The following is a 25,798-nucleotide window of genomic DNA, read 5'->3' on the forward strand; positions in this document are numbered from 1 at the left end:
GCGGGGTTTTTTTTATCCGACATTTCGCTATATTGAGCGCCACACCTTTTGACCGGGATCCCTCAATGGAACAGCGCTATGCACGCCTGGTAAAGTCCGCTGCGTTGGCCGCTACCGCGCTGGCGTCGTCGCTGTTGCTGATCAAAATCGTCGCCTGGTACCAGACCGGTTCTGTCAGCCTGCTGGCGGCGCTGGTGGATTCGCTGGTCGATATCGCGGCATCGCTGACCAACCTTCTGGTGGTGCGCTATTCGCTGCAGCCGGCCGATGCCGAGCACACCTTCGGCCACGGCAAAGCGGAGTCGCTGGCGGCGCTGGCGCAAAGCATGTTTATTTCCGGTTCCGCCCTGTTTCTGTTTCTCACCGGCTTCCAGCATCTGTATGCACCGCAAACGCTGCGCGATCCCGGCGTTGGGGTCATCGTGACGGTGATCGCGTTAGTCAGCACCCTGATGCTGGTCACCTATCAACGCTGGGTGGTCAGAAAAACGCGCAGTCAGGCCGTGCGCGCAGATATGCTGCATTATCAGTCAGATGTCATGATGAATGGTGCTATTCTTATCGCTCTTGGGCTAAGCTGGTACGGCTTCCAGCGGGCGGATGCGCTGTTTGCACTGGGCATCGGCGTTTACATCCTGTATAGCGCGCTGCGCATGGGCTACGAAGCGGTGCAGTCGCTGTTGGATCGGGCGTTGCCGGATGACGAGCGCCAGGCGATTATCGCCGTGGTTTCCTCCTGGCCCGGCGTGAAAGGCGCGCACGATCTGCGCACGCGGCAGTCGGGGCCGACGCGTTTCATCCAGCTGCATCTGGAGATGGACGACACGCTGCCGCTGCGCGAGGCGCACCGGTTAGCCGATCAGGTGGAACAGGCGTTGCGGCACCGTTTTGCGGGGGCGGACGTCATCATTCACCTGGATCCGTGCTCCGTGGTGCCGCCGGGTAGGCAGGGGCATTGGGAGCTATAATCATATAGAGGCATAGCGCAAAGTATTATCATGAATATCTGAGTTAGCTCAGCGTGCCATGCGGCGTTTTAACCGTTATATTGCGTGACTTGAATCAATTCAGCTGGGTGTTTTTGATATAATATCCAGCAATAAGCCATAAAGCTGGTTTTCTGCAGCCGGAGAGGTTTCAAGACGATCGGCGGAGACAGAATTCTTAAGAAATTGCATCTACACAGTTCAGAGGTAGTCATGATCAAGAAAATCGGTGTACTGACGAGCGGCGGTGATTCGCCGGGTATGAACGCTGCAATCCGCGGCGTTGTGCGTTCTGCGCTTTCAGAAGGTCTGGAAGTTTTTGGTATTTACGATGGCTACCTTGGCTTGTACGAAGATCGCATGGAGCAGCTGGATCGCTATAGCGTGTCCGACATGATCAACCGTGGCGGCACCTTCCTTGGTTCGGCCCGCTTCCCGGAATTCAGGGATGAAAACGTGCGCGCCAAGGCGATTGAAAACCTGAAGAATCGCGGCATCGACGCGCTGGTGGTGATCGGCGGCGACGGTTCCTACATGGGCGCCAAACGCCTGACGGAAGAAGGCTTCCCGTGCATCGGTCTGCCGGGCACCATCGATAACGATGTCGCCGGCACCGACTACACCATCGGTTACTTCACCGCGCTGGAAACCGTGGTGGAAGCGATCGACCGCCTGCGTGATACCTCCTCGTCGCACCAGCGTATCTCCATCGTGGAAGTGATGGGCCGTTACTGCGGCGATCTGACGCTGGCGGCGGCGATTGCCGGCGGCTGCGAATTTATCGTGCTGCCTGAAATCGAATTCAACCGCGAAGATCTGGTGTGCGAAATCAAGGCCGGTATCGCCAAAGGCAAAAAACACGCCATCGTGGCGATCACCGAGCACATCTGCGATATCGATGAGCTGGCGCGCCACATTGAGCAGGAAACCAAGCGTGAAACCCGCGCCACTGTGCTGGGCCACATCCAGCGCGGCGGTTCGCCGGTCGCCTATGACCGCATCCTGGCCTCGCGCATGGGCGCCTACGCCATCGAACTGCTGCTGCAGGGGTACGGCGGCCGCTGCGTCGGTATCCAGAACGAAAAAATGGTGCATCATGACATCATCGACGCGATCGAAAACATGAAGCGTCCGTTCAAGGGCGACTGGCTGGAAACGGCGAAAAAGCTGTACTGATACGCCACTCACCGCACGACAAAAAAGCCTCCGCTCCCGGGGGCTTTTTTATGCTCGCCAGTGACATATTCCAGAATCATCTATCCCAAAATTTTTTATTCTTTAGTTGCCGGGAAAGTTTCTGGCAGGCTCTGATGCTAAATCAACCGATTGAGGTTGCGCTTAATTTTCTGGGAGAGCCTGTCGATGCGTAAATGGGGTATAGGTCTGACATTGGTGCTGTTGGCGTCCGGCGCCATGGCGAAGGATATTCAGTTGCTGAACGTGTCATACGATCCGACGCGTGAGTTCTATCAGGCTTACAACACGGCATTCAGCAAGCACTACCAGGCGGAAACCGGCGACAAGGTGACGGTGCGCCAGTCGCACGGCGGCTCCGGCAAGCAGGCGACGTCGGTGATCAACGGCATCGAGGCCGACGTGGTGACGCTGGCGTTAGCCTATGACGTCGACGCCATCGCCGAACGCGGGCGCATCGAGAAAGACTGGATCAAACGCCTGCCGGACAATTCGGCGCCTTACACGTCGACCATCGTCTTCCTGGTGCGCAAAGGCAACCCGAAACAGATTCATGACTGGCCTGATTTGATCAAGCCGGGCGTGTCGGTGATCACCCCAAACCCGAAAACTTCCGGCGGCGCCCGCTGGAACTACCTGGCCGCCTGGGGCTACGCGTTGCATCACAATAACAACGATAAGGCCAAGGCGCAGGACTTCGTCAAAAACCTGTACAAGAACGTCGAGGTGCTGGATTCCGGAGCGCGCGGCTCGACCAATACCTTCGTTGAGCGCGGCATCGGCGACGTGCTGATCGCCTGGGAAAACGAAGCGCTGCTGGCGGAGAAAGAGCTGGGCAAAGACAAGTTCGAGATTATCACCCCGAGCGAATCGATCCTGGCCGAACCGACGGTGTCGGTGGTGGATAAGGTGGTCGACAAACGCGGTACCCGCGAGGTGGCGACCGCCTACCTGAAGTATCTGTATTCACCGGAAGGGCAGACTATTGCGGCACAGCACTATTACCGCCCGCGCGATGCGGCGGTGGCGGCCAAATTTGCCGGGCAGTTCCCGCAGCTGAAGCTGTTCACCGTAGATGACACCTTCGGCGGCTGGACCGAAGCGCAGAAGGTGCACTTCGCCACCGGCGGCGTATTCGACGAAATCAGCAAACGTTGATGCCGTTTAAACGGCAATAAAAAACCCCGGCAAGCCGGGGTTTTTTTATGGCAAGCCTAAGGCAATCAGGCTTTTTTCGCTGCGGCAGCGGCTTTGACGATCACGGCGAAAGCGTCGGCTTTCAGCGAGGCGCCGCCAACCAGCGCGCCATCGATGTCCGGCTGGGAGAACAGCTCTGCGGCGTTCTTGTCGTTCACCGAACCGCCGTACTGGATGATGATTTCAGCGGCGACCGCGGCATCGTGCTTGGCGATGTGATCGCGGATAAATTTGTGCACGGCCTGCGCCTGCGCAGGGGTGGCGGATTTGCCGGTACCGATGGCCCAGACCGGCTCATAGGCGATCACGGTGCCTTTCATCGCCGGTGCGCCCAGGGTTTTCAGCACGGCGTCGATCTGGCGCGCGCATACTTCTTCGGTTTTGCCCGCTGCGTTTTCCGCTTCGGTTTCACCGATGCACAGCACCGGGATCAGGCCGGCTTCTTTCAGCACGGCGAATTTCTCGGCGATCACTTCGTCGCTTTCTTTGTGGTAGGTGCGACGCTCGGAGTGGCCGATGATGATGTACTGAGCGCCGACGTCTTTCAGCATGTTGGCGGAAACTTCACCGGTGAAGGCGCCGGACAGGTTAACGTCCACGTTCTGCGCGCCCAGCGCGATGCGGCTGCCGGCCAGCGCGTGCTTGGCCTGATCCAGATACATCACCGGCGGGGCGATGGCGACGCCACAGCCGTCAACGCTGCTCAGCTCATTGCGCAGACCGGCGATCAGTTCGTTGACCATGTGAGTGCTGCCGTTAAGCTTCCAGTTACCCATAACTAATGGATGACGCATGTTTTTTCCTCCAACTAGGGAACGCGAGAGTCGAAATGACAACTGCCGGACCGGCAGTTTACCTGCCCAACAGTATAGAGATCATTAAGCGCGAAGGCTTTGCTTTTCGTCATTAAATGCCGCGCCGTTACGGCTCGGAAAGCGCCAGCTTAATCGGTTCAACCGCGAAGGTTACGCCTTTATCGCCGTTGTCCGAGACGACATAGCGAATGGCGCCGACCTGCTGTTGGTAAAAGCGCGATCCTTTGCCTTTTTCCAGCAGGCTGTTCACCTTGTTCTGGCTCTGTTCCACCGTCAATGCCGGTTCGAACTGGCGCATCAGCGCCGCCATGTAGTTGATGGCGATGGCGCGCGCGGCTTTTTCTTCATTGGCCTGCTGCAGCGGCAGATGCGTGATCTGCAACGTTTTGATTTTTCCGGTGCCTTTCTCCAGCGCGGTGGAGGCGTACAGGTTTTCGTTGAGTTTGCTGGCGGCGCGCGTCAGCAGCGGCGAATCGTCTTCGGCGGCGGGAATGGCGCGGAATTCGCCAATCGGCAGCTTCGGGTTGTCGCGATTGTATTTTTCGCGGAATTTGACCACCGTCAGATCGAAGGTCGGCGCCCCGGCCAGCAGGTAAGGCGCGGTCGGTTTCGCTTCGGCGGCGGGAGGTTCGGCCCAGGCGCTGGCGGCGGCCTGCAGCAGGCAGGCGATGGCGAGGGTTTTTCTCAGCATGGCGTATGGCATCAAGGACAAAGATGGCTCCGATTAAAGCGATAACTCGCGGGCCTTGTCAAAGATCCCACGCCATTATCGGTTCGCTGACGAGAAAGCTGTGCGGCGCGCCGCGTTATGCAAGGCGGAAAACTCGGCCCGGCAGCGTCTATGTTACACTGCGGCGCAGAATATGGGCAGGCTTAGAGCGCAGGAATCGATGACGTTACAACAGTGGTGTTTTTCTTTTAAGGGCCGCATCGGGCGGCGCGACTTCTGGATCTGGATGGGGCTGTGGTTGGTGCTGATGGCGGCGGCGTTTACGCTGGCCAATTATCAATTGATAGCCATCCAATCCATCGCCTTCTTTATCGTGGCGCTGCTGTGGCCGACGGCGGCGGTGCTGGTCAAACGTCTGCACGATCGCAACAAGGCCGGCTGGTGGGCGTTGCTGCTGATCCTGGCGTGGATGCTGGCGGCGGGCAACTGGCAAATGCTGGCGCCGATCTGGCAATGGGGCGTCGGGCGTTTCATCCCGACGCTGATTATCGTGATGATGACTATCGATCTGGGCGCCTTCGTCGGCACGCCGGGAGACAATCGGTTCGGCCCGGAAGCCGAACCGGTGAAGTTCCGCTGATCCTCGGGTTACCAGTAGTGCTCGCTGGTGATGTGGCCCGGTTTGCGGCGCAGGTGCTTGCGCATTTGGCGGTGGTCTTTCAGCGTTTGCTGGGTGTCCCGCACCATCTGCGGGTTGCCGCACAGCATCACGTGGCTGGTTTCGGCGTCGATGGTCAAGCCGATCGCCGCTTCCAGCCGGCCGTCCTCGATCAGCGCCGGCACGCGGCCGGTCAGTGAGCCGGGTGTTTCTTCACGGCTGACGACGGTCTGGATGCGCAGCTTGCCGTTGTAGCGTTGCTGCAGTTGCTGCATCAGTGGCAGGTAGCTCAGATCGCGCGCAAAACGCGCGGCGTGCACCAGCACCAGGTTGTTAAAGCGTTCCAGGCCGACGCCTTGCTGCAGAATCGATAGATAGGGGCCGATGGCGGTGCCGGTCGCCAGCATCCACAGCGTGTCGCAGTCGGGCACTTCATCCAGCACGAAGAAGCCGGCCGCTTCTTTGGTCACCATGACATCCGACCCTGGCCGCAGCTGATTGAGGCGCGGGCTCAGTTTGCCTTCCGGCACCGTCACCAGATAGAACTCCAGGTTGGCGTCATCGGGGGCATTGACGTAGGAGTAGGCGCGTTGCACTCGTTCGCCGTCGATCTCCAGCGCCAGTTTGGCGAATTGCCCGGCGGTGAAAGGATCGATGGGGGCATTGACCACCAGGCTGAACAGCCCGTCGGTCCATTGTTTTACCTGCGTAACCTTGCCGTTTACCCATTCAGCCATACTCTAAAGCTCCCGTGGTCGAATCAAATAAGCACAATGTCGTGAGCCGGAAATGGCGTGCGTGGTGCGCTCTATCCGATAGTCGTTGCCGAACAGGCGGTGAAACAGCTGCAGCTCGGAATTGCACAGGCTGCTGCAGTTGGAACCGGCCACGCCGATCGGACAGTGGTTTTCCACCAACAGCGCACCGTGCGGATGATCGAGCAATTCGGCCATGTAACCGTCATGTTGCCGCAGACGCACCAATCGGGCTAACCGCTCTTGGTGGCTGCGCTCGGCGGACAGCTCTTCGGCATAACGCAGATAAAGCTGCTCTTCGCGCGCGTTCAGCAACGGTTCCACACCGGCGCCGCCAAACAGCCGCAGCGCGGATGCCCGCAGCCGTTCCTGGTCGGCGGCCGCAAAAGCGTGCCCTCGCGCTGTCAGCGACCAGTAGCGCGTCGGGCGGCCGACCTTGCTGCGCGCTTCTTCGTAACAAACCAACTCACGTTTTTCCAGGGATTGCAGATGTTGTCGGATGCCCATCGGCGTGATGTCCAGACGCTCCGCCAGCATTTTGGCCGAGTGCGGGCCGAGCGCCTTTAACTGCAATAAAATCAGCTCAGGTGTTTTCATGAACCAAATCCCTATGGTGTTATTTTATTTCAAGTTGATGAAAATAATTATCGATTAAATGCTAAAGCGCGGCTACTGCAAGGGCGCTATTTTTAACTCCAAAGCGTTAGACGTACAGTTTAATTTACGAGCCTGGTCGGGTTTGCTGCCAGTGTGACCTGGATCAATATCTGCCTGAAACTCGCTAAAAAAATCAGATTTGATTAGTTTATGCCGCCATAGAGGGCTGCTCGCCGTTCTGGCTGCTGCAACGGCCATACCGGGACGCTGTGACGAGTTGAAACGTTAACGAAGATAATGAGAAAACTAGAGAATTTTCACCTGCTGGTGATGCTTATCCTGTTGGTCGCCGTCGGCCAGATGGCGCAAACCATTTATGTTCCCGTTATTGCTGATATCGCCCACGATCTGTCGGTTCGCACCGGCGCCGTGCAACGGGTGATGGCGGCGTATCTGCTGACCTACGGTTTCTCCCAGCTGATTTACGGGCCGATATCGGATCGGATCGGGCGCCGCCCGGTGATCCTGACCGGCATGATGATCTTCCTGGTCGGTGCGCTGGGCGCACTGCTGTCCACCAACCTGACGATGCTGGTTGCCGCCAGCGCGATTCAGGGCATGGGCACCGGCGTGGCGGGCGTGATGGCGCGCACCATGCCGCGCGATCTGTATGCCGGCACCGCGCTGCGCTATGCCAACAGCCTGCTGAATATGGGGATTTTGGTCAGCCCGCTGTTGGCGCCGGTGATCGGCGGCGCGCTGGCGATGGTGTTCGGCTGGCGCGCCTGTTACGCCTTCCTGCTGGCGCTGTGCGCCTGCGTCGCCTTCGCGATGTTCCGCTGGCTGCCGGAAACCCGCCCGGTGCAAACGGAAAAACGTCGCATGCTGGCCAGTTTCCGCCAGCTGCTGGGTGACAGCACCTTCAGCTGCTATCTGGTGATGCTGATCGGCGCGCTGGCGGGGATTGCGGTATTCGAGGCCAGCTGCGGTGTGTTGATGGGCGGCGTGTTGGGGCTGAGTGGGCTGACCGTCAGCATCCTGTTCATTCTGCCGATCCCGGCGGCGTTTTTCGGCGCCTGGTACGCCGGGCGCGACGGCAAGACCTTCCACACGCTGATGTGGCATTCGGTGATTAGCTGCCTGCTGGCGGGGGCGATGATGTGGATCCCGGGCTGGTTCGGCGTGATGAACATCTGGACGCTGATCGTGCCGGCCGCGTTGTTCTTCTTCGGCGCCGGCATGCTGTTCCCGCTGGCGACCACCGGGGCGATGGAGCCGTTCCCTTACCTGGCCGGCGCGGCGGGCGCACTGGTGGGCGGGATGCAGAACATGGGGTCCGGTCTGGCGACCTGGCTGTCCGCCATGTTGCCGCAAACCGGGCAGTTCAGCCTCGGCTTGCTGATGTTCGCGATGGCGCTGCTGATCCTGCTGTGCTGGTGGCCGCTGTCCAATCGTATGCAGCATCAGGGGCATACCGCATAACGACAGGGCGCCATTCGGCGCCCTCATACCGTTGACAAAGGGGAGAAAAAGCGGGGTTTTTCTCCCCTTTGTGGTTATCAGCCGAAAATCAATAAATTGACTTTCCTTGTTTTTTATTCGCTGTTCTCTGCCAACACGGCAAGGGCATGAGGTTTGTCATCAATCATCAGGGCGCCATTCGGCGCCCTGTTTCGTTACAGCAGAAACTCGTGCAGCGCCGGGTCTTTGCGATCCAGATAGTGGGTCGAACGAATACGGCGGATGGTGCGCGACTTGCCGCGGATCAGCAACGTTTCGGTGGTGGCCATGTTGCCCTGGCGGCTGATGCCTTCCAGCAGATCGCCCTTGGTGATGCCGGTGGCGGAGAAGATCACGTTGTCGTTGCGCGCCATCTGATCCAGACGCAGCGCCTGACCGGCTTCGATACCCATCTCCCGGCAGCGGGCCAACTCCTGTTCGCCGATGCGGCGGTTTTCGGCGCTGTCGCCTTTCACCTCATGACGCGGCAGCAAACGCGCCTGCATGTCACCGTCCAGCGCGCGGATCACCGCGGCTGAGATCACCCCTTCCGGTGCGCCGCCGATGCCGTACATCACATCGACCTCGCTTTCCGGCATGCAGGTGAGAATGGAGGCCGCTACGTCGCCGTCAGGAATGGCGAATACTCGCACGCCCAACTGCTGCATCTGCGCGATGACGCCGTCGTGGCGCGGTTTGGCCAATACGATCACCGTCAGCTGCGACAGCGGTTTGCCCAGTCGTTCGGCGACGTTCTGCAGGTTCTCTGCCAATGGCCGGTTGAGATCGATGGCGCCGCGCGCCGCCGGGCCGACCACCAGCTTCTCCATGTACATGTCCGGCGCATGCAGGAAGGTGCCGCGATCGCCCACCGCCAATACCGCCAGCGCATTGGACTGGCCCATGGCGGTCATGCGGGTGCCTTCGATCGGATCGACCGCGATGTCGACCGCGTCGCCCTGGCCGGTACCGACCTGCTCGCCGATATACAACATCGGCGCTTCGTCGATCTCGCCTTCGCCGATCACGATGCGCCCATCGATATCCACTTTGTTGAGCATGATGCGCATGGCGTGGACCGCCGCGCCGTCGGCGGCGTTCTTGTCGCCGCGCCCCAGCCATTTGTAGCCCGCCAGCGCGGCGGCTTCGGTAACGCGGGAGAATTCGATGGCTAATTCACGTTTCATGGCAAACCTGTCTGTGAGAAAGGGAGGAAAATATCGACAAAGTCTATCACAGCGCGGTGGCGGCAGGGCGGGGCAAAAAAAAAGCGCCGCCCGCAGGCAGCGCTTGTTGGCGAAACGGCAGCTTCGGGATTACTCGTGATCTTCCCATGCCTGAGCGCGAGCCACCGCTTTTTTCCAGCCGCTGTAGCGGTAGTTGCGTTCGGTGGTTTCGATGCTTGGGCGGAATTCACGCTCAACCACCGCTTTGCTCTTCACTTCATCCAGATCGTTCCAGTAGCCGATGGCCAGACCCGCCAGGAACGCCGCGCCCAGCGCCGTCGATTCACGCACTTCAGGGCGTTCTACGCGGGTGCCGAGAATATCGGACTGGAACTGCATCAGGAAGTTGTTGGCGACTGCGCCGCCGTCCACGCGCAGCGATTGCAGGCGGGTGTTGGCGTCGGCCTGCATGGCGTCCAGCACGTCACGGGTCTGGAAGGCGATGGATTCCAGCGTGGCGCGGATGATGTGGTTGCTGTTGGCACCACGGGTCAGGCCGAAGATGGCGCCGCGAGCATACGGATCCCAGTAGGGCGCGCCCAGGCCGGTGAAGGCCGGCACCACATAGACGCCGTTGCTGTCTTTCACCTTGGTGGCGAAATATTCGGAGTCGGCGGCGTCGCTGATCAGTTTCAGCTCGTCGCGCAGCCACTGGATAGACGCACCGCCGATGAACACCGCGCCTTCCAGCGCATAGTTCACTTCGCCGCGCGGTCCGCAGGCGATGGTGGTCAGCAGACCGTTTTTCGAGCGCACCGCTTCTTTGCCAGTGTTCATCAGCAGGAAGCAGCCGGTGCCGTAGGTGTTCTTCGCCATGCCCGGTTGAACGCACAGCTGGCCGTACAGTGCCGCCTGTTGGTCACCGGCGATACCGGCGATAGGAATACGCGTGCCGCCCTTACCGCCGATGTTGGTCTGGCCGTACACTTCGGAGGACGGGCGGACTTTCGGCAGCATGGCGCGCGGGATATCCAGCACTTCCAGCATGCGCTCGTCCCAGTCCAGTTCGTGGATGTTGAACATCATGGTGCGTGAGGCGTTGGTGTAATCGGTGACGTGTACGCGCCCCTGGGTCATTTTCCACACCAGCCAGGTATCCACGGTGCCGAACAGCAGTTCGCCGCGCTTGGCGCGCTCGCGGGCGCCTTCGACGTTGTCCAGGATCCACTTCACCTTGGTGCCGGAGAAGTACGGGTCAACCACCAGGCCGGTGTTGTGACGGATGTACTCTTCCAGGCCGTCGCGCTTGAGCTTCTCGCAGATGTCGGCAGTGCGGCGGCACTGCCAAACGATGGCGTTGTAAATCGGCTTGCCGGTCTCTTTTTCCCAGACGATGGTGGTTTCGCGCTGGTTGGTGATGCCGATGCCGGCGATCTGATCGGAATTGATGTCGGCTTTCGCCAGCACTTCTACCAGCGTCGAACTTTGCGATGCCCAGATCTCCATCGGGTCGTGCTCAACCAAGCCGGCCTTTGGATAGATCTGCGGGAATTCGCGCTGCGATACTGCGACGATGTTGGCGTCGTGATCGAGCACGACGGCACGTGAGCTGGTGGTCCCTTGGTCGAGTGCGACAATGTATTTTTTTTCTACAGTCATGGTAATTATCCTGCTGTTGTTAACCGTGTAAAACTGCACCCATCACGCTTTACGCTGCTGGGTCTTGGCGTCGGGCTCTTCTTCCGTCACGCAGACGTCGCACGGCAGGTGGCGGCCAATCAGCGCGCGGTAACCGAAAGCGCCCAAGCCACAGCCGACGATAGGGGCGAAGATCGGCACCAGGAAGTACGGGATGTCGCGTGCGCCGGTGAAGGCGACTTTGCCCCAGCCGGCCAGGTAGGCGAACAGTTTCGGCCCGAAGTCACGCGCCGGGTTCAACGCAAAGCCGGTCAATGGTCCCATGGAGGCGCCGATCACGGCAATCAGAATACCGATCAGCAGCGGCGCCAGCGGGCCGCGCGGAATGCCGTTGCCGTCGTCGGTCAGCGCCAGGATCAGGCACATCAGGATTGCAGCGATCACCATTTCTACCAGAAAGGCCTGGCCGACCGAGATGTGCGCGTTAGGGTAAGTCGAGAAGATGCCTGCCAGTTCGAGGCTTTCGTTGCTGCCGCGCACCATGTGGTGGGCCGCTTCGAAGTCGAAGAACAGATTGTAGTACAGCCCGTAGACCAAGGCCGCGGCGCAGAAGGCGCCGGCGATCTGCGCAATGATGTAAGGCACCACTTTGCGCCCGTCGAAGCAGGCGAACAGCCACAGGGCGAGGGTGACCGCCGGGTTGAGATGCGCACCGGAAATGGCGGCGGTCAGATAGATGGCCATGGCGACGCCCAGGCCCCAAATGATGCTGATTTCCCACTGGCCGAAGCTGGCGCCCGCCAGTTTCAGCGCGGCAACGCAGCCTACGCCAAAGAAGATCAGCAGCGCCGTGCCGAGGAACTCGGCGATGCACTGGCCTTTTAATGTCGGACTGGTGGTTTGGCTCATAATGTTGGTGTCCTGCAAAACGGCGGTTGTTGGTTTATAGGCTCAGCCAGGTATACATCTGGCCTATGGGCACAGTTTTTTCATCTCGTCCAATTATTGAATGAGGACGTGATGTAAATTTATCGTTAACGAACATAAACGAGAAATAGCGAAATCAAAATGTGTGTGGCGCGTCATAAAATTGAGCGATTTCGCGTCGTTTAGTGTTCTTTCTGAGCCATAAAAGTGTGATCTGACCAGTGGTTTAGCGAGGGGCGTTAACAACTCGTGGCGGCGCCGACGGGGATTTTCAGTTTTTACTGATGGCGAGGGCAGGAAAATTGCAACAGACTGCGCGATGATCCGGTATGTTGCTAGACAGGCGGAGACTGGCTACTTACAATCGTTTTTAACGAATCGAGACCGGCGCGCCTTTCGTAATGGCGCGCGTCACTGAGCGCGATGCAATATTCGCAGTAGCTGCAGCCGACGTTGCGGCCGCTACTTATAGATGTACGCCTTGCTATCATGAGGGGACTGAAGCATGTCATTTGAAGTATTTGAGAAACTGGAAGCAAAAGTACAGCAGGCGATTGATACCATCACCCTGTTGCAGATGGAAATTGAAGAGCTGAAAGACAAAAACAACTCTCTGTCGCAGGAAGTTCAGGCTGCCTCCGGCAACCACGAAGCGTTGGTGCGCGAAAACCAACAGCTGAAAGAAGAACAGCACGTATGGCAAGATCGCCTGCGCGCGCTGCTGGGCAAAATGGAAGAGGTCTGATTCTCACGCCATGCAGCAACGAAAAGGGCGCCTGAGGCGCCCTTTTTCATGTCCGAAAATCACTCGATGTCGAGCGGGTCCTCGGAGAGGATGATGCCGGTGTTGTCGGCATACAGGTGGTCGCCGGAGAAGAAGGTGACGCCACCGAAGTTGACGCGGATATCGCTTTCGCCCACGCCTTCGCTCACGGCACCCGCCGGGATTGCCGCCATCGCCTGAATGCCGATGTCGAGCTCTTCCAGATCGTCCACCTGGCGCACCGCGCCGTACACCACGATGCCTTCCCATTCGTTCTGGGCGGCCAGGCGCGCCAGTTCGGCGTTGATCAGCGCCCGGCGTACCGAACCGCCGCCGTCGACCAACAGCACGCGGCCGCGGCCGTTTTCTTCAAGCAGATCGAACAACAGGCCGTTATCCTCAAAGCATTTCACCGTGGTGATCTGCCCGCCAAATGAAGTACGCCCGCCAAAATTGGAGAACAGAGGTTCAACAACGTTCACCTCTTCATGATAGATGTCGCAAAGTTCGGAAGTATCGTATTTCATAGGATTTTACGTCTGTTTGCCGCTGGAATGTTCAGTATATCCCTTTATTCGCCCTGTTGGCAAAATCATCAGTTTTTAACTGAGCGCCACGCCGATGGCGAACAGCAGATTGGCCAGCAACGCCGCCTTGACCATATGTTCCAGCATCGGCCGCATGCCTACCGGCGTCGGATCGCGCAGCACGCGCAGGCCGTGGCGCGCCAGCAGCGGGATCGCCAGCACGAACAGCCAACCCCACGGGCTGTGCAGGTTGAACAGCGTGAACAGCGCGAAACACAGCACTGCGCCGCCGAGCAGTAGGGCATGGTAAATGCGCGCCTTGTGCGGGCCGAGACGCACCGCCAGCGTATTCTTGCCGTTTTCGCGATCGCTTTCGATATCGCGCAGATTATTGATGTTGAGCACCGCCGTCGCCAGCAGGCCGCAGGCGGTGGCGGGCAGCATCACGACGCTGTCGAAGGTGTGCGTCTGCAGATAGTAGGTACCGGCCACGCTCAGCCAGCCGAAGAACACCAGCACCGAGATATCGCCCAGCCCCAAATACCCGTAGGGCTTGTTGCCGACGGTATAGGTGATGGCCGCCACGATGGACAGCCCGCCCAGCACCAGGAAACCCACCACGTCGCTGGGTTGCTCGCAGGCGACGGCGATCAGCGAACAGCCGGCGATGGCGATCAGCACCACCGTCACCACCAGCGCCCGTTTCATCTGCGCCTGGGTGATCATGCCTTTCTGCATGCCGCGCAATGGCCCGATGCGATCTTCTTTGTCGCTGCCTTTGACCGCATCGCCGTAGTCGTTCGCCAGGTTGGAGAGGATCTGCAGCAGGCCGGCGGTCAACAGCGCCAGCAGCGCCACTTCTGGTTTCAGGCTGCCGTGCCAGGCGGCGATCGCCGAGCCGACCACGATGGAGGCAAAGGCCAACGGCAGGGTGCGGGGGCGTAGACTTTCGAGCCAGGCGGAAATCGGGGTGGTGGAGGTTGATGAGCTCATGTTTCGCTTCTGTCAGTAAGTTGCGGTGTCCGTTAGAAATAATTGTGGGAGGCAATGCCTCCCACACAGATGACTGACAAGACAATGATTGAGCGATTATAGGATAAAACGACTCAAATCTTCATCCGCCACCAGTTCATCCAGATGACTGCGCACGTAATCCGCATCAATTGTAATGGATTGGCCATTAATTTCACTCGCATCGTAGGAAATATCTTCCATCAGACGCTCCAGCACGGTGTGCAGACGACGCGCGCCGATGTTCTCGGTGCTTTCGTTGACCTGCCACGCGGCTTCGGCGATGCGGCGGATGCCGTCGGCGGTGAACTCGATGTTGACGCCTTCGGTGCCCATCAGCGCTTTGTACTGCTCGGTCAGCGACGCGCTCGGCTCGGTCAGGATGCGCTCGAAGTCTTCGGTGGTCAGCGCCTGCAGCTCAACACGGATCGGCAGACGGCCCTGCAGTTCCGGGATCAGATCCGACGGATTGGCGGTCTGGAACGCGCCGGAAGCGATGAACAGGATGTGGTCGGTCTTCACCATGCCGTGCTTGGTGGACACGGTGCAGCCTTCCACCAGCGGCAGCAGATCGCGCTGCACGCCTTCACGCGAGACATCCGGACCGGAGCTTTGGCCGCCGCGCTTACAGATTTTGTCGATCTCATCGATAAACACGATGCCGTGCTGCTCAACCGCTTCGATCGCCTGCTCTTTCAGCTCTTCCGGGTTCACCAGCTTGGCGGCTTCTTCTTCCACCAGCAGCTTGAAGGCTTCTTTGATCTTCAGCTTGCGCGGTTTTTGCTTCTGGCCGCCGAGGTTCTGGAACATCGACTGCAGCTGGTTGGTCATCTCTTCCATGCCTGGAGGCGCCATGATTTCCACGCCCATCGGCACGGCGGCCAGATCGATTTCGATCTCTTTGTCATCCAGCTGGCCTTCGCGCAGTTTCTTGCGGAATGCCTGGCGGGCGGCGGACGGTTCCTGATTTTCTTCCGGCTGGCCCCAGTTGTTTTTGGCCGGCGGGATCAGCACGTCGAGAATGCGCTCTTCGGCCAACTCTTCGGCGCGGGTGCGGTTTTTCTCGATCGACTGCATGCGCACCATTTTGATGGCGGCATCTGTCAGATCGCGGATGATGGAGTCCACTTCTTTGCCCACATAGCCCACTTCGGTGAACTTGGTGGCTTCAACCTTGATGAACGGCGCGTTGGCCAGCTTCGCCAGACGGCGGGCGATTTCGGTTTTACCGACGCCGGTCGGGCCGATCATCAGAATGTTTTTCGGGGTCACTTCGTGACGCAGCATCTCGTTGAGCTGCATCCGGCGCCAGCGGTTGCGCAGGGCAATGGCGACAGCGCGTTTGGCCTTGTTTTGGCCAATGATATAGCTGTCCAGTTCGCTGACGATCTCGCGCGGGGTCATTTCAGACATGGTATTCGATCCTTACGCTTTGGAAGGCAATTCTTCAATGGTGTGGAAATGGTTGGTGTAAATACAGATGTCGCCGGCGATGTTGAGAGATTTCTCAACGATGTCGCGGGCGCTCAGTTCGGTATTTTCCAACATGGCGCGGGCGGCAGCCTGGGCGTACGGGCCGCCGGAGCCGATGGCGATCAGATCGTTTTCCGGCTGCACCACATCGCCGTTGCCGGTGATGATCAGCGAGGCGGTTTCATCGGCGACCGCCAGCAGCGCTTCGAGCTTGCGCAGCATGCGGTCGGTGCGCCAGTCTTTCGCCAGCTCGACGGCGGCTTTCACCAGGTGGCCCTGATGCATTTCCAGTTTGCGTTCAAACAGTTCAAACAGCGTGAAGGCGTCAGCGGTGCCACCGGCGAAACCGGCGATCACTTTGTCGTTATACAGGCGACGCACTTTCTTGACGTTACCCTTCATCACCGTATTACCCAGGGTTGCCTGGCCATCACCACCGATGACGACCTGGCCGTTGCGGCGTACGCTTACAATTGTTGTCACGAGCAGACCCTCGTTAAAGACGGAAAGAAGTCCCCGCAGCGCCTGCTTTCGCAGACGCTACGAGGCATATTGAGAGTATAGATGGGGGGGGATTGACGCTTTTCAACCCCCAACGGAGAGGGGAATGCAACTCGACATGCCGACGCCCTTCAGGCGCGAAAGGGTTTTGTCCGCTGCGGCGCGGCTGCTGTAGGGGCCGAGCACTACGCGATTCCAGCCGCCGCCGGCGGTGATGCGGCTCTCGATGCCTTCGAACGCCAGGCGCGCCCGCACGGATTCAGCCTGATCGGTGGCGCGGAACGAACCGCATTGCACCATCCACTTCTGTTTCGATTCCGGCTTGGTTTCCTGCTTGGCCGTTTCCTGTTTCACTTCCGGTTTGGGCTCCGGCTTCGGTTGCGGCTTCGGTTCAGGCTGTTTCACCTGCACCGGTTGCTGGGTGGCCGGCTTCGGCTGCTGGTGCTGCTGCTGCACCGGCGCGGTGGTGGCCCCGTTGTTGAACGGGTTGCGCGGCGGCTGAGCGACCTGCTGCTGTTGCTGTACCGGCTGCTGCTGCATTTGCTGTTGTTGCATCTGCTGCTGCTGGCGGTTGCTGCGCGCGTTGGCCTGGCCCGGATCGTTATACGGCACTTCATTCAGCTGCGTCGGACGCTGCTGCATGTCGGCCTGCATTTGTTCCAGCAACTGCCGCTGTTCGGCGGTCAGCTGAGTTTTGGAATTGAGCTCGCCGCCGGCCGTCGGTTCGGTCGGGGTTTGCACGCCGATCTGCCGGTTTTCCAGCTCTTTGATATAGCGCCAGCGCTCTTCCGGCTTCGGCGGCAGGCCGTTGCCCGGGCGAGTGGTGTGCGCAGGCAACAACGGCGCGTCTTCCGGCTTGTTGTGCGTAATGAAATAGAGGCCACCGACAAAGACAACCAGCAACGCGGCGGCTAACGCCAGCACGGTTTTGGAAACCTTCGGAGAACTGCGTTTTTTACGGCTGGGGGTTTTACGCTTAGCTCCTGCTGCGCGCCCACGGCTTACATAGTCTTTTTGTGCCACTATTATTCCGCTGTGTCCTGATGAGAGGATAAGTCCGTCATGTTACTGAACCCTAAAATATTTGACTAGCGTTTCGGGGCAGCGGTGCTGCCTCTGATAATCAATTCACTGTCCAATAGCCGGGAGCCGCTGGCCACCGTTTGGCCGTTCAACTGCTCCAGCAGCAGCAACATCGCCTGCTGGCCGATCTGGAAGCGCGGCTGCGCCACCGTGGTCAGCGGCGGATCGCAATACTGCGCCAGCTTGAGGTCGTCAAAGCCGACGATCGACAGATCCTGCGGTACCCGCAGCCCCATTTTCTTCGCCTGGGACAGCACGCCGATCGCCATGACGTCGCTGTGGCAGAACACCGCCGTCGGCGGTTTCGGCTGAGCCATCAGCGCCGTCAGCGCTTGCGCGCCGGCTTCGTAGGTAAAATCACCCCGGGTAATATAGCTGCTTTCGACGGTAATGCCATTACGACGTAGCGCTTGAACGTAACCCTGCAGCCGATAATGGCTCAGCGGCATCTGTTCCGGCCCGGCGACGCAGGCGATCTGCCGGTGGCCCAATTGATGCAAATAATGCACGGCTTCAAAGGCGGCAGTCAGGTTATCGATGTGCACCGTCGGCAGTTCCAGCTCAGGGGCAAACTCGTTGGCCATCACCATCGGCGGCAGGTTGCGCTGCTCTTCCTTGCTGGCGTCGAACGGCAGGTTGGAGCCCAGCAGCAGCATACCGTCGATCTGTTTGGTGATGATCAGATTGACGAAGGTGCGCTCTTGCTGATTTTGCTGCGCGCAGTCGCCGATCAGCACCAGATAACCTTGTTGGGCCGCGGTCTGTTCGATCCCCTGGATCACATCGGCGAAAAACGGATCGCAGATGTCGGGCACGATCACCAGGATGGTGCGGGATTCGTTGCGTTTGATATTGCGTGACAGAGCATGAGGAGAATAACCCACGGCCAGCACGGCCTGTTCCACTTTCTGGCGCGTTGGCGTTGACACCTTTTCCGGGTTCATCAGCGCCCGCGATACGGTAGCCGTTGAAACGCCCGCCATTTCGGCGACGTCTTTCATGGTCGCCATGGATAACTCTTTCTTGTGTTCCAACGCCTTTCTCCTTGCGTCAGCCCCATGCCGACGCCACTACTGCTGTTTGCTCACAATGTCCGGCATGCGGTGGCGAGATTGTTGTCATTGAGCGCCACTCGCGTTCGGGCACTCCGTCGCGCTGCGATGTGGCGACAAAATTTGCCCTCGCAGACATTCTAAACAGAATACGCCCCGCCTTTGTTACCTAATTTGCATAAAAAATGTGACCTGAGAAGGTTTTTTAGCGTTCGCTCGCAATTTCAAGGGTAAACGTTTGCACTGCGGCAGCTAAATCGGACTTTTCCGGGATCAGCTGTCGATCGGATCGACATCCAGCGTCCATTTCACCTTGCGCGTTTGCGGCAGGGTGCCGATCAGCGGCAGCGAGCTTTTCATCAGCTGTTGCAGGACGCGCCGCGTCGGGTGCTGCAGCAGCAGCTGCCAGCGGAAACGGCCGCCGCGTTTGGACTGCAGCGCCGGCACCGGGCCCATCACCCACAGCGAATCGTCCTTAAGCGGGCTGGCTTCCAACAGATTGCGCAGCTGCTGCAGGAACAACGGGGCCTGTTGGTTATCGTGATCTTCGGCGCGCACGATGATGTGGCTGGTGTAGGGCGGCAGAAACACGCTGTTGCGCTCCGCCAGCGTCTGTTTGGCGAAGGCGTCGTAACCCTGTTGCAGCAGCACCTGCAGCAGCGGGTGCTCCGGGTGGTGGGTTTGCAGCAGCACTTCACCCTGTTTGCCCGCGCGGCCCGCCCGGCCGGAGACCTGGGTATACAGCTGAGCGAAACGCTCGGCGGAGCGGAAGTCGGCGGAGAACAACGCGCCGTCCACGTCCAGCAACGCCACCAGCGTGACGTCGGGAAAGTGGTGGCCCTTGGCCAGCATCTGCGTGCCGATCAGAATGCGCGCTTCGCCGCGATGAATATCCGCCAGGTGTTGCTCCAGCGCCCCTTTGCGGCTGGTGGTGTCGCGATCGATGCGGGTGATCGGCGTGTCGGGGAACAGCGGCGCCAGCTCCTGTTCCAGCTGTTCGGTGCCGACGCCCACCGACACCAGGTGGGTGGAGCCGCACTGCGGGCACTGGTGCGGCACCGGTCGCTGGCTGTCGCAGTGGTGGCAGCGCAGCTGGCGCTGATGCTGGTGGAAGGTGTAGTAGTGATCGCAGCGCTGGCATTCGGCGATCCAACCGCACTCGTGGCACAGCAGCGCCGGGGCGTAACCGCGGCGGTTGAGGAACAGCATCACCTGGTTGCCGGCTTTTAAATGGTGTTGCATGCTCTTCAACAGCGGCTGTGACAGGCCGACCTTCAGCGGCAACCCTTTCAGATCGATCAGGTGCTGCGCCGCCGGTTTGGCGTTGCCCGCGCGTTGGGTGAGCTTCAACTGGCGATATTTGCCAAGCTGCACGTTGTGCAGCGTTTCCAGTGCCGGCGTGGCGGAGCCCATCACCATCGGGATGTCCTCTTCCCGGGCGCGAAACACCGCCAGATCGCGGGCATGGTAGCGCCAGCCTTCCTGCTGTTTATAAGAGCTGTCGTGCTCTTCGTCGATGATGATTACGCCCAGTTGCCGGAACGGCGTGAACAGCGCCGAGCGGGTGCCGATGACGATCGCGGCTTCGCCGCTGCGCGCGCGCAGCCAAACCGCCAGCCGTTCGCTGTCGTTCAGCCCGGAGTGCAGCACGTCCACCGGCGCGTTGAAGCGCTCGCGAAAGCGGGCGATGGTTTGCGGCGTCAGGCCGATTTCCGGCACCAGCACCAGCGCCTGCCGGCCTTTGGCCAACACGTTCTCCAGCACGCTGAGATACACCTCGGTCTTGCCGGAGCCGGTGACCCCGGCCAGCAGCCAGGCGGCGAACTGCTCATCCTCGCTTCTGATCGCCCCGACGGCGGTGGCCTGTTCGGTATTCAGCCGCAGCCGCTCGCCAAGCACCGCGAAATTGGGGCGCCAGTCCTGCGTGGCCGCGACCTGAGCGCGCAGGTCGATCAGCCCTTTGGCGCGCAGCGCCTGTAGAGCGCTTTCCGTCAGCTCAAGCTGGCTGACCTGATGGCGATAGACCGGGCGTTGCAACAGCGCCGCCAGCGCCTGCTGCTGTTTCGGCGCGCGTTTCAGGCTTTCGGGCGGCGTGGCGCGCCCCTCTTCGGTGGCGAACCACTGCCACAGCGGCGCGGCCTCGGCCGGTTTGCCTTGGCGCAGCAGGATCGGCAGCGCGTGGAACAGCACTTCACCGATGGGATAGTGATAGTAATCGCTGGCCCAGCGCAGGATGCGCCACAGGCTGGGAGAGAACAGCGACTCGGTGTCGATCACGCTGTCGATCGGTTTGAGCTTGTCCAGCGGCAGTTCGCTGGTGTCGCTGCAGCCGGTGACGATGCCGATTGCATGCTGCCTGCCCCAGGGCACGCCCACGCGCGCGCCGGCCACCGGCTGCATGCCGGGCGGCAGCAGATAGTCGAAGGTGCGGGCGAGGGGGACCGGCAAAGCAACGTGTACGACGGGCATGATCTCATCCAAATTGAAAAAAAGTGGGCATCAGTTTACACGGCGCATCGGCAAATGTACGGTTCCGATTGCGCGCCCCGACTAATGCTGTATAATTTGCCGCCTTTGGTATAATTCGATACCAAAATTCTATTATCAACCACGTGTGGTGTCTGGCGAAACAGGGCTGGATAGCGACACGGCCTTAACTGAGGTTTCCCATGAAACAAGGTATCCACCCAAAATACGAAGAAGTTACTGCTAACTGCTCTTGCGGTAACGTGATGAAGATCCGCTCCACCGTGGGCCACGATCTGAACCTGGACGTTTGTGGCGCATGCCACCCGTTCTACACTGGCAAGCAGCGTGACGTTGCTACCGGTGGCCGCGTTGACCGCTTCAACAAGCGTTTCAGCGTACCAGGCGCTAAGAAATAAGATTTCTTATCGACCGATGAAAAAGGCGCCCTGGGCGCCTTTTTTCTTTTCTGCCGCCGGCGTTCGCCGGGCGGTTCTCAATATTCCCAGGTATCGGGATCGACACCCAGTTCGCGCATCAACGCTTTTGCGGCTTCCGGGATTTCATCGCTGCGCTCTTTGCGCAGGTCTTCATCGTTCGGCAGCGGCTGGCCGGTAAAGGCATGCAGAAACGCTTCGCACAGCAGTTCGCTGTTGGTGGCGTGGCGCAGGTTGTTCACCTGGCGACGGGTCCGTTCGTCGGTAAGGATTTTCAGGACCTTCAGCGGAATGGATACCGTGATCTTTTTGACTTGCTCGCTTTTTTTACCGTGTTCAGCGTAAGGGCTGACATACTCGCCGTTCCACTCAGCCATGGGACACCTTAACTTTGTCAGAAAAATTACAAAATTCTAAAAACCGGCCAATTATGCCCGATCTTCACTGTTCTCACTAAATAAATGTCAATTTTACGCGACCAGGGTCACTGAATGCCCCGCTTCGGCCAGGCATTGCCGCTTAACATCTTATCGTCATGTCATATCGGCATAATTTTAGCGGGTATTGTGTCATTGCTCAATCTATACGCAAAGAAGTTTAGATGTCCAGATGTATTGACGTCTATCAATCCTGCGATTACTCTTTAGGCCTCATCCACCGAACCGAGAGCCGAGCGAGCCCATGACGCGTAAACCAGCCACGATTGCCGTACGCAGCGGCCTGAACGACGACGAACAGTACGGCTGCGTTGTCCCGCCGATTCATTTGTCCAGCACCTATAACTTTACCGACTTCAACCAACCCCGAGCCCATGACTACTCGCGCCGCGGCAACCCGACGCGCGACGTAGTGCAGCGCGCGTTGGCGGAGCTGGAAGGCGGCGCCGGCGCGGTGATGACCGGTAGCGGGATGTCGGCGATCCATCTGGTGACCACCGTGTTGTTGAAGCCCGGCGATCTGCTGGTGGCGCCGCACGACTGCTACGGCGGCAGCTATCGGCTGTTCGACAGCCTGAGCAAGCGCGGCGCCTATCGCGTGCTGTTCGTCGATCAGGGTAATGAAGAAGCCCTGCAGCAGGCGCTGGCGCAGAAGCCGAAGCTGGTGCTGATAGAAAGCCCCAGCAATCCGCTGCTGCGGGTGGTGGACATCGCGGCGATCTGCGCTGCCGCGCATGCGGCGGGCGCGTTGACGGTGGTGGACAACACCTTCCTCAGCCCGGCCCTGCAACAGCCGATCGAACTCGGTGCCGATCTGGTGGTCCATTCTTGCACCAAATACCTGAACGGGCATTCGGACGTGGTGGCCGGGGCGGTGATTGCCAAAGATCCCGAGCTGGCGGTCGAGTTGGCCTGGTGGGCAAACAACATTGGCGTGACCGGCGGCGCGTTCGACAGTTATCTGCTGCTGCGCGGCATGCGCACGCTGTCGCCGCGCATCAAGGCGGCGCAACAAAACGCTGAAGCGATTGTTGACTATTTACAGCAGCAACCGCTGGTGAAAAAGCTGTATCATCCCTCCCTGCCGGAGAATCCGGGGCATGAGATCGCCCGCCGTCAGCAGCGCGGTTTCGGCGCGATGCTGAGTTTTGAACTGGACGGCGATGAAGCGGTGCTGCGCCGTTTTCTCTCTGCCCTTGAGCTGTTTACTCTGGCAGAATCGTTGGGCGGCGTAGAAAGCCTGATCTCGCATGCAGCGACCATGACTCACGCCGGCATGGCGGCGGAGGCGCGGGCAGCGGCCGGCATCTCCGAGAGCCTGCTGCGCATTTCCGTGGGTATTGAAGACAGTGAAGATTTGATTGCCGATCTGGAACGCGCTTTCCAGGCGGCGGCAACGAGGTAAGCATGAATGCAATTGCTGTAGCAGGGCCGGTGAGCGGGCGTCAACTGCACAAGTTTGGCGGCAGCAGTCTGGCGGATGTGAAGTGTTATCTGCGTGTGGCCGGGATTATGGCGGAATACAGCCAGCCAGGCGACATGATGGTGGTATCGGCCGCCGGCAGTACCACCAACCAGTTGATCAACTGGCTGAAGCTCAGCCAGAGCGATCGCCTGTCTGCGCATCAGGTGCAGCAGACGTTGCGTCGCTATCACAGCGATCTTATCAGCGGCCTGTTGCCGCCGGAAAGCGCCGAGCCGCTGATCGCCGAGTTCATTCAGGATCTGGAACGTCTGGCGGCGCTGCTGGACGGCAACGTCGACGAGGTATGCTATGCCGAAGTGGTCGGGCACGGCGAGATCTGGTCGGCGCGCCTGATGGCGGCGGTGCTTAATCAGCTGGATATGCAGGCGGCCTGGCTGGACGCGCGTGATTTCCTGCGCGCTGAGCGCGCCGCGCAGCCGCAGGTGGATGAAGGCCGTTCTTACCCGCTGCTGCAGCAATTGATGGCTCAACATCCGGGCAAACGCCTGGTGGTGACCGGGTTCATTTCGCGCAACGACGCCGGGGAAACCGTGCTGTTGGGGCGTAACGGCAGCGACTACTCCGCCACTCAGGTCGGCGCGTTGGCCGGCGCTGCGCGCGTCACCATCTGGAGCGACGTGGCCGGGGTATACAGCGCCGATCCGCGCAAGGTGAAAGACGCCTGCCTGCTGCCGCTGCTGCGTCTGGACGAAGCCAGCGAGCTGGCGCGCCTGGCGGCGCCGGTATTGCACACCCGCACCCTGCAGCCGGTCTCCGGCAGCGATATCGATCTTCAGCTGCGCTGCAGCTATCAGCCGGAGCAGGGCTCGACGCGCATCGAGCGCGTATTGGCGTCCGGCACCGGCGCCAAGATTGTCACCAGCCACGACGATGTGTGCCTGATTGAACTGCACGTTGCCGCTCAGAATGACTTCAAACTGGCGCAGAAAGAGTTGGATCTGGTGCTCAAGCGCGCGCAGATCAAACCGCTGGCGGTGGGCATCCACCCTGACCGCAACCTGGTGCAGCTGTGCTACACCTCCGAGGTGGTCAACAGCGCGCTGGTGACGCTGCAGGCCGCGGCGCTGCCAGGCGAGCTGCGCCTGCGTGAAGGGTTGGCGCTGGTGGCGATGGTCGGCGCCGGGGTGTGCAAGAACCCGCTGCACAGCCACCGTTTCTATCAGCAGTTGAAAGATCAGCCGGTCGAGTTCATCTGGCAGGCGGAAGATGGCATCAGCCTGGTGGCGGTATTGCGCCAGGGGCCGACCGCGCTGCTGATCCAGGGGCTGCACCAAAGCCTGTTCCGCGCCGAGAAGCGCATCGGTCTGGTGCTGTTCGGCAAGGGCAATATCGGCTCGCGCTGGCTGGAGCTGTTCGCCCGTGAGCAGACCAATATCTCCGCGCGCAGCGGCTTCGAATTTATCCTGGCGGGGGTGGTGGACAGCCGCCGTAGCCTGCTGAACTATGACGGGCTGGACGCCAGCCGCGCGCTGGCATTCTTTGAGGACGAAGCGCAGGAGCTGGATGAAGAATCGCTGTTCCTGTGGATGCGCGCGCACCCGTTCGACGATCTGGTGGTGCTTGACGTGACCGCCAGCGAAGAGCTGGCCGGGCAGTATCTGGATTTCGCCAGCTACGGTTTCCACGTGATCAGCGCCAACAAGTTGGCGGGGGCCTCGTGCAGCGACAGCTATCGCCAAATTCGCGACGCCTTCGCCAAAACCGGCCGCCACTGGCTGTACAACGCCACCGTCGGCGCCGGCCTGCCGGTCAACCACACGGTGCGCGATCTGCGCGACAGCGGCGACAGCATTCTGGCGATCAGCGGCATCTTCTCCGGCACGCTTTCCTGGCTGTTCCTGCAGTATGACGGCACGGTGCCGTTCACCGAGCTGGTGGATCAGGCCTGGCAGCAGGGGCTGACCGAACCGGATCCGCGAGTCGATCTCTCCGGCCAGGACGTGATGCGCAAGCTGGTGATCCTGGCGCGCGAGGCGGGCTACGACATCGAACCGAACCAGGTGCGGGTCGAGTCGCTGGTGCCGGCGGGGTGCGAGCTGGGCTCCGTCGATCAGTTCTTCGAGAACGGCGAGGCGCTGAACCAGCAGATGCAGCAGCGCTTTGAGGCCGCCAGCGAAATGGGCCTGGTGCTGCGCCACGTGGCGCGTTTCGACGCCAACGGCAAGGCGCGGGTCGGCGTGGAGGCGGTGCGCCCTGAGCATCCTCTGGCCTCGCTATTGCCGTGCGACAACGTGTTTGCCATCGAAAGCCGCTGGTATCGCGATAATCCGCTGGTGATCCGCGGGCCGGGCGCCGGCCGCGACGTGACCGCCGGCGCGATCCAGTCAGACCTTAACCGATTGGCGCAGCTGCTTTAATCCTCTGCGGGCGCGGGTTCACCGCGCCCCTTTGCTTTTCCTGCCATACTTATCCCTGCCGCTGTCATGAAATTTCCTCTTTGAGCGGGTGAGGATTAATCA

24 protein-coding genes are annotated in these 25,798 nt (G+C 60.0%); 9 read left to right on the forward strand and 15 right to left on the reverse strand.

Annotated elements, in window-relative coordinates:
- Positions 1 to 65 precede the first annotated feature (65 nt).
- The 3 genes from fieF (at position 66) to ACJ8OK_RS21925 (ending at position 3,338) form a co-directional block, all read left to right on the forward strand.
- Positions 66 to 968, forward strand: coding sequence for a CDF family cation-efflux transporter FieF (gene fieF, locus ACJ8OK_RS21915; RefSeq protein WP_048326689.1), 903 nt, complete (start codon positions 66 to 68; stop codon positions 966 to 968).
- A gap of 231 nt (positions 969 to 1,199) precedes the next feature.
- On the forward strand, positions 1,200 to 2,162 hold the full coding sequence (gene pfkA, locus ACJ8OK_RS21920; protein ID WP_004931116.1) for a 6-phosphofructokinase: 963 nt from the start codon (positions 1,200 to 1,202) through the stop codon (positions 2,160 to 2,162).
- 186 nt (positions 2,163 to 2,348) lie between these two features.
- Complete coding sequence (locus tag ACJ8OK_RS21925) at positions 2,349 to 3,338, forward strand: sulfate ABC transporter substrate-binding protein (RefSeq protein ID WP_060557951.1); 990 nt, start codon at positions 2,349 to 2,351, stop codon at positions 3,336 to 3,338.
- A gap of 65 nt (positions 3,339 to 3,403) precedes the next feature.
- Here the strand turns inward: ACJ8OK_RS21925 and tpiA are convergent, their stop codons facing one another.
- Positions 3,404 to 4,171 (reverse strand): triose-phosphate isomerase, encoded by a 768-nt coding sequence (gene tpiA, locus ACJ8OK_RS21930; protein ID WP_004931113.1) that lies wholly within the window; start codon positions 4,169 to 4,171, stop codon positions 3,404 to 3,406.
- A gap of 127 nt (positions 4,172 to 4,298) precedes the next feature.
- The gene (locus ACJ8OK_RS21935) at positions 4,299 to 4,883 is read right to left on the reverse strand and encodes a DUF1454 family protein (protein ID WP_021504458.1); all 585 of its coding nucleotides are present in this window, start codon (positions 4,881 to 4,883) and stop codon (positions 4,299 to 4,301) included.
- Between the two features lie 199 nt (positions 4,884 to 5,082).
- Here ACJ8OK_RS21935 and ACJ8OK_RS21940 point away from each other — a divergent pair, with 199 nt between their 5' ends.
- Positions 5,083 to 5,502 carry a DUF805 domain-containing protein gene (locus tag ACJ8OK_RS21940; protein ID WP_004931108.1) on the forward strand — a complete coding sequence of 140 codons (420 nt, stop codon included), beginning with the start codon at positions 5,083 to 5,085 and terminating at the stop codon, positions 5,500 to 5,502.
- 8 nt (positions 5,503 to 5,510) lie between these two features.
- Here ACJ8OK_RS21940 and fpr read toward each other — a convergent pair whose 3' ends face one another.
- A complete protein-coding gene (fpr, locus tag ACJ8OK_RS21945; protein ID WP_004931107.1) occupies positions 5,511 to 6,257 on the reverse strand; it encodes a ferredoxin--NADP(+) reductase in 747 nt (248 codons plus the stop codon).
- A 3-nt stretch (positions 6,258 to 6,260) separates the two neighbouring features.
- The gene (locus tag ACJ8OK_RS21950; protein WP_004931104.1) at positions 6,261 to 6,872 is read right to left on the reverse strand and encodes a helix-turn-helix transcriptional regulator; all 612 of its coding nucleotides are present in this window, start codon (positions 6,870 to 6,872) and stop codon (positions 6,261 to 6,263) included.
- A gap of 297 nt (positions 6,873 to 7,169) precedes the next feature.
- Between ACJ8OK_RS21950 and emrD the strand changes: the two genes are divergently transcribed.
- Positions 7,170 to 8,354 carry a multidrug efflux MFS transporter EmrD gene (gene emrD / locus ACJ8OK_RS21955; protein ID WP_004931102.1) on the forward strand — a complete coding sequence of 395 codons (1,185 nt, stop codon included), beginning with the start codon at positions 7,170 to 7,172 and terminating at the stop codon, positions 8,352 to 8,354.
- Positions 8,355 to 8,548: 194 nt separating this feature from the next.
- Here the strand turns inward: emrD and glpX are convergent, their stop codons facing one another.
- From glpX to ACJ8OK_RS21970, 3 genes are all read right to left on the reverse strand, one after another.
- Positions 8,549 to 9,559, reverse strand: a complete 1,011-nt coding sequence (gene glpX / locus ACJ8OK_RS21960) for a class II fructose-bisphosphatase (protein WP_016929713.1) — start codon at positions 9,557 to 9,559, stop codon at positions 8,549 to 8,551.
- A gap of 129 nt (positions 9,560 to 9,688) precedes the next feature.
- The gene (gene glpK, locus ACJ8OK_RS21965; RefSeq protein ID WP_442531041.1) at positions 9,689 to 11,197 is read right to left on the reverse strand and encodes a glycerol kinase GlpK; all 1,509 of its coding nucleotides are present in this window, start codon (positions 11,195 to 11,197) and stop codon (positions 9,689 to 9,691) included.
- Between the two features lie 42 nt (positions 11,198 to 11,239).
- Complete coding sequence (locus ACJ8OK_RS21970; RefSeq protein ID WP_004931095.1) at positions 11,240 to 12,085, reverse strand: MIP/aquaporin family protein; 846 nt, start codon at positions 12,083 to 12,085, stop codon at positions 11,240 to 11,242.
- Between the two features lie 523 nt (positions 12,086 to 12,608).
- Between ACJ8OK_RS21970 and zapB the strand changes: the two genes are divergently transcribed.
- Positions 12,609 to 12,848 carry a septal ring assembly protein ZapB gene (gene zapB, locus ACJ8OK_RS21975; RefSeq protein ID WP_004931092.1) on the forward strand — a complete coding sequence of 80 codons (240 nt, stop codon included), beginning with the start codon at positions 12,609 to 12,611 and terminating at the stop codon, positions 12,846 to 12,848.
- Between the two features lie 59 nt (positions 12,849 to 12,907).
- Here the strand turns inward: zapB and rraA are convergent, their stop codons facing one another.
- The 7 genes from rraA to priA form a co-directional block, all read right to left on the reverse strand.
- Positions 12,908 to 13,393 carry a ribonuclease E activity regulator RraA gene (rraA, locus tag ACJ8OK_RS21980; RefSeq protein ID WP_004931090.1) on the reverse strand — a complete coding sequence of 162 codons (486 nt, stop codon included), beginning with the start codon at positions 13,391 to 13,393 and terminating at the stop codon, positions 12,908 to 12,910.
- A 75-nt stretch (positions 13,394 to 13,468) separates the two neighbouring features.
- Entirely contained in the window at positions 13,469 to 14,386 is a 918-nt protein-coding gene (locus tag ACJ8OK_RS21985; RefSeq protein WP_033631325.1) for a 1,4-dihydroxy-2-naphthoate polyprenyltransferase, read from the reverse strand.
- A gap of 96 nt (positions 14,387 to 14,482) precedes the next feature.
- Complete coding sequence (gene hslU, locus ACJ8OK_RS21990; RefSeq protein ID WP_033631324.1) at positions 14,483 to 15,817, reverse strand: HslU--HslV peptidase ATPase subunit; 1,335 nt, start codon at positions 15,815 to 15,817, stop codon at positions 14,483 to 14,485.
- 12 nt (positions 15,818 to 15,829) lie between these two features.
- The gene (gene hslV, locus ACJ8OK_RS21995) at positions 15,830 to 16,360 is read right to left on the reverse strand and encodes an ATP-dependent protease subunit HslV (protein ID WP_004931085.1); all 531 of its coding nucleotides are present in this window, start codon (positions 16,358 to 16,360) and stop codon (positions 15,830 to 15,832) included.
- A gap of 102 nt (positions 16,361 to 16,462) precedes the next feature.
- A complete protein-coding gene (gene ftsN, locus ACJ8OK_RS22000) occupies positions 16,463 to 17,401 on the reverse strand; it encodes a cell division protein FtsN (protein ID WP_260953789.1) in 939 nt (312 codons plus the stop codon).
- A gap of 65 nt (positions 17,402 to 17,466) precedes the next feature.
- The gene (gene cytR / locus ACJ8OK_RS22005; RefSeq protein ID WP_004931082.1) at positions 17,467 to 18,495 is read right to left on the reverse strand and encodes a DNA-binding transcriptional regulator CytR; all 1,029 of its coding nucleotides are present in this window, start codon (positions 18,493 to 18,495) and stop codon (positions 17,467 to 17,469) included.
- Positions 18,496 to 18,786: 291 nt separating this feature from the next.
- Positions 18,787 to 20,982 carry a primosomal protein N' gene (gene priA / locus ACJ8OK_RS22010; RefSeq protein WP_004931080.1) on the reverse strand — a complete coding sequence of 732 codons (2,196 nt, stop codon included), beginning with the start codon at positions 20,980 to 20,982 and terminating at the stop codon, positions 18,787 to 18,789.
- Positions 20,983 to 21,182: 200 nt separating this feature from the next.
- Between priA and rpmE the strand changes: the two genes are divergently transcribed.
- Positions 21,183 to 21,398 (forward strand): 50S ribosomal protein L31, encoded by a 216-nt coding sequence (gene rpmE / locus ACJ8OK_RS22015; RefSeq protein ID WP_004931078.1) that lies wholly within the window; start codon positions 21,183 to 21,185, stop codon positions 21,396 to 21,398.
- A gap of 77 nt (positions 21,399 to 21,475) precedes the next feature.
- Here the strand turns inward: rpmE and metJ are convergent, their stop codons facing one another.
- The gene (metJ, locus tag ACJ8OK_RS22020) at positions 21,476 to 21,793 is read right to left on the reverse strand and encodes a met regulon transcriptional regulator MetJ (protein WP_004931076.1); all 318 of its coding nucleotides are present in this window, start codon (positions 21,791 to 21,793) and stop codon (positions 21,476 to 21,478) included.
- A 304-nt stretch (positions 21,794 to 22,097) separates the two neighbouring features.
- Between metJ and metB the strand changes: the two genes are divergently transcribed.
- Both metB and ACJ8OK_RS22030 read left to right on the forward strand, forming a co-directional pair.
- Complete coding sequence (gene metB / locus ACJ8OK_RS22025) at positions 22,098 to 23,258, forward strand: cystathionine gamma-synthase (RefSeq protein WP_015379413.1); 1,161 nt, start codon at positions 22,098 to 22,100, stop codon at positions 23,256 to 23,258.
- A gap of 2 nt (positions 23,259 to 23,260) precedes the next feature.
- Positions 23,261 to 25,696, forward strand: coding sequence for a bifunctional aspartate kinase/homoserine dehydrogenase II (locus ACJ8OK_RS22030; protein WP_242141566.1), 2,436 nt, complete (start codon positions 23,261 to 23,263; stop codon positions 25,694 to 25,696).
- The last annotated feature ends 102 nt before the right edge of the window (positions 25,697 to 25,798 follow it).

Source organism: Serratia sp. CY71090, from assembly GCF_052166845.1.
In the GTDB taxonomy this organism is placed as follows: domain Bacteria; phylum Pseudomonadota; class Gammaproteobacteria; order Enterobacterales; family Enterobacteriaceae; genus Serratia; species Serratia nematodiphila.

Excerpts from the sequence above, each read along its gene's own strand:
- fieF (WP_048326689.1), top strand. The coding sequence starts at position 66 with ATGGAACAGCGCTATGCACGCCTGGTAAAGTCCGCTGCGTTGGCCGCT.
- pfkA (WP_004931116.1), top strand. The coding sequence starts at position 1,200 with ATGATCAAGAAAATCGGTGTACTGACGAGCGGCGGTGATTCGCCGGGT.
- ACJ8OK_RS21925 (WP_060557951.1), top strand. The coding sequence starts at position 2,349 with ATGCGTAAATGGGGTATAGGTCTGACATTGGTGCTGTTGGCGTCCGGC.
- tpiA (WP_004931113.1), bottom strand. The coding sequence starts at position 4,171 with ATGCGTCATCCATTAGTTATGGGTAACTGGAAGCTTAACGGCAGCACT.
- ACJ8OK_RS21935 (WP_021504458.1), bottom strand. The coding sequence starts at position 4,883 with ATGCTGAGAAAAACCCTCGCCATCGCCTGCCTGCTGCAGGCCGCCGCC.
- ACJ8OK_RS21940 (WP_004931108.1), top strand. The coding sequence starts at position 5,083 with ATGACGTTACAACAGTGGTGTTTTTCTTTTAAGGGCCGCATCGGGCGG.
- fpr (WP_004931107.1), bottom strand. The coding sequence starts at position 6,257 with ATGGCTGAATGGGTAAACGGCAAGGTTACGCAGGTAAAACAATGGACC.
- ACJ8OK_RS21950 (WP_004931104.1), bottom strand. The coding sequence starts at position 6,872 with ATGAAAACACCTGAGCTGATTTTATTGCAGTTAAAGGCGCTCGGCCCG.
- emrD (WP_004931102.1), top strand. The coding sequence starts at position 7,170 with ATGAGAAAACTAGAGAATTTTCACCTGCTGGTGATGCTTATCCTGTTG.
- glpX (WP_016929713.1), bottom strand. The coding sequence starts at position 9,559 with ATGAAACGTGAATTAGCCATCGAATTCTCCCGCGTTACCGAAGCCGCC.
- glpK (WP_442531041.1), bottom strand. The coding sequence starts at position 11,197 with ATGACTGTAGAAAAAAAATACATTGTCGCACTCGACCAAGGGACCACC.
- ACJ8OK_RS21970 (WP_004931095.1), bottom strand. The coding sequence starts at position 12,085 with ATGAGCCAAACCACCAGTCCGACATTAAAAGGCCAGTGCATCGCCGAG.
- zapB (WP_004931092.1), top strand. The coding sequence starts at position 12,609 with ATGTCATTTGAAGTATTTGAGAAACTGGAAGCAAAAGTACAGCAGGCG.
- rraA (WP_004931090.1), bottom strand. The coding sequence starts at position 13,393 with ATGAAATACGATACTTCCGAACTTTGCGACATCTATCATGAAGAGGTG.
- ACJ8OK_RS21985 (WP_033631325.1), bottom strand. The coding sequence starts at position 14,386 with ATGAGCTCATCAACCTCCACCACCCCGATTTCCGCCTGGCTCGAAAGT.
- hslU (WP_033631324.1), bottom strand. The coding sequence starts at position 15,817 with ATGTCTGAAATGACCCCGCGCGAGATCGTCAGCGAACTGGACAGCTAT.
- priA (WP_004931080.1), bottom strand. The coding sequence starts at position 20,982 with ATGCCCGTCGTACACGTTGCTTTGCCGGTCCCCCTCGCCCGCACCTTC.
- rpmE (WP_004931078.1), top strand. The coding sequence starts at position 21,183 with ATGAAACAAGGTATCCACCCAAAATACGAAGAAGTTACTGCTAACTGC.
- metJ (WP_004931076.1), bottom strand. The coding sequence starts at position 21,793 with ATGGCTGAGTGGAACGGCGAGTATGTCAGCCCTTACGCTGAACACGGT.
- metB (WP_015379413.1), top strand. The coding sequence starts at position 22,098 with ATGACGCGTAAACCAGCCACGATTGCCGTACGCAGCGGCCTGAACGAC.
- ACJ8OK_RS22030 (WP_242141566.1), top strand. The coding sequence starts at position 23,261 with ATGAATGCAATTGCTGTAGCAGGGCCGGTGAGCGGGCGTCAACTGCAC.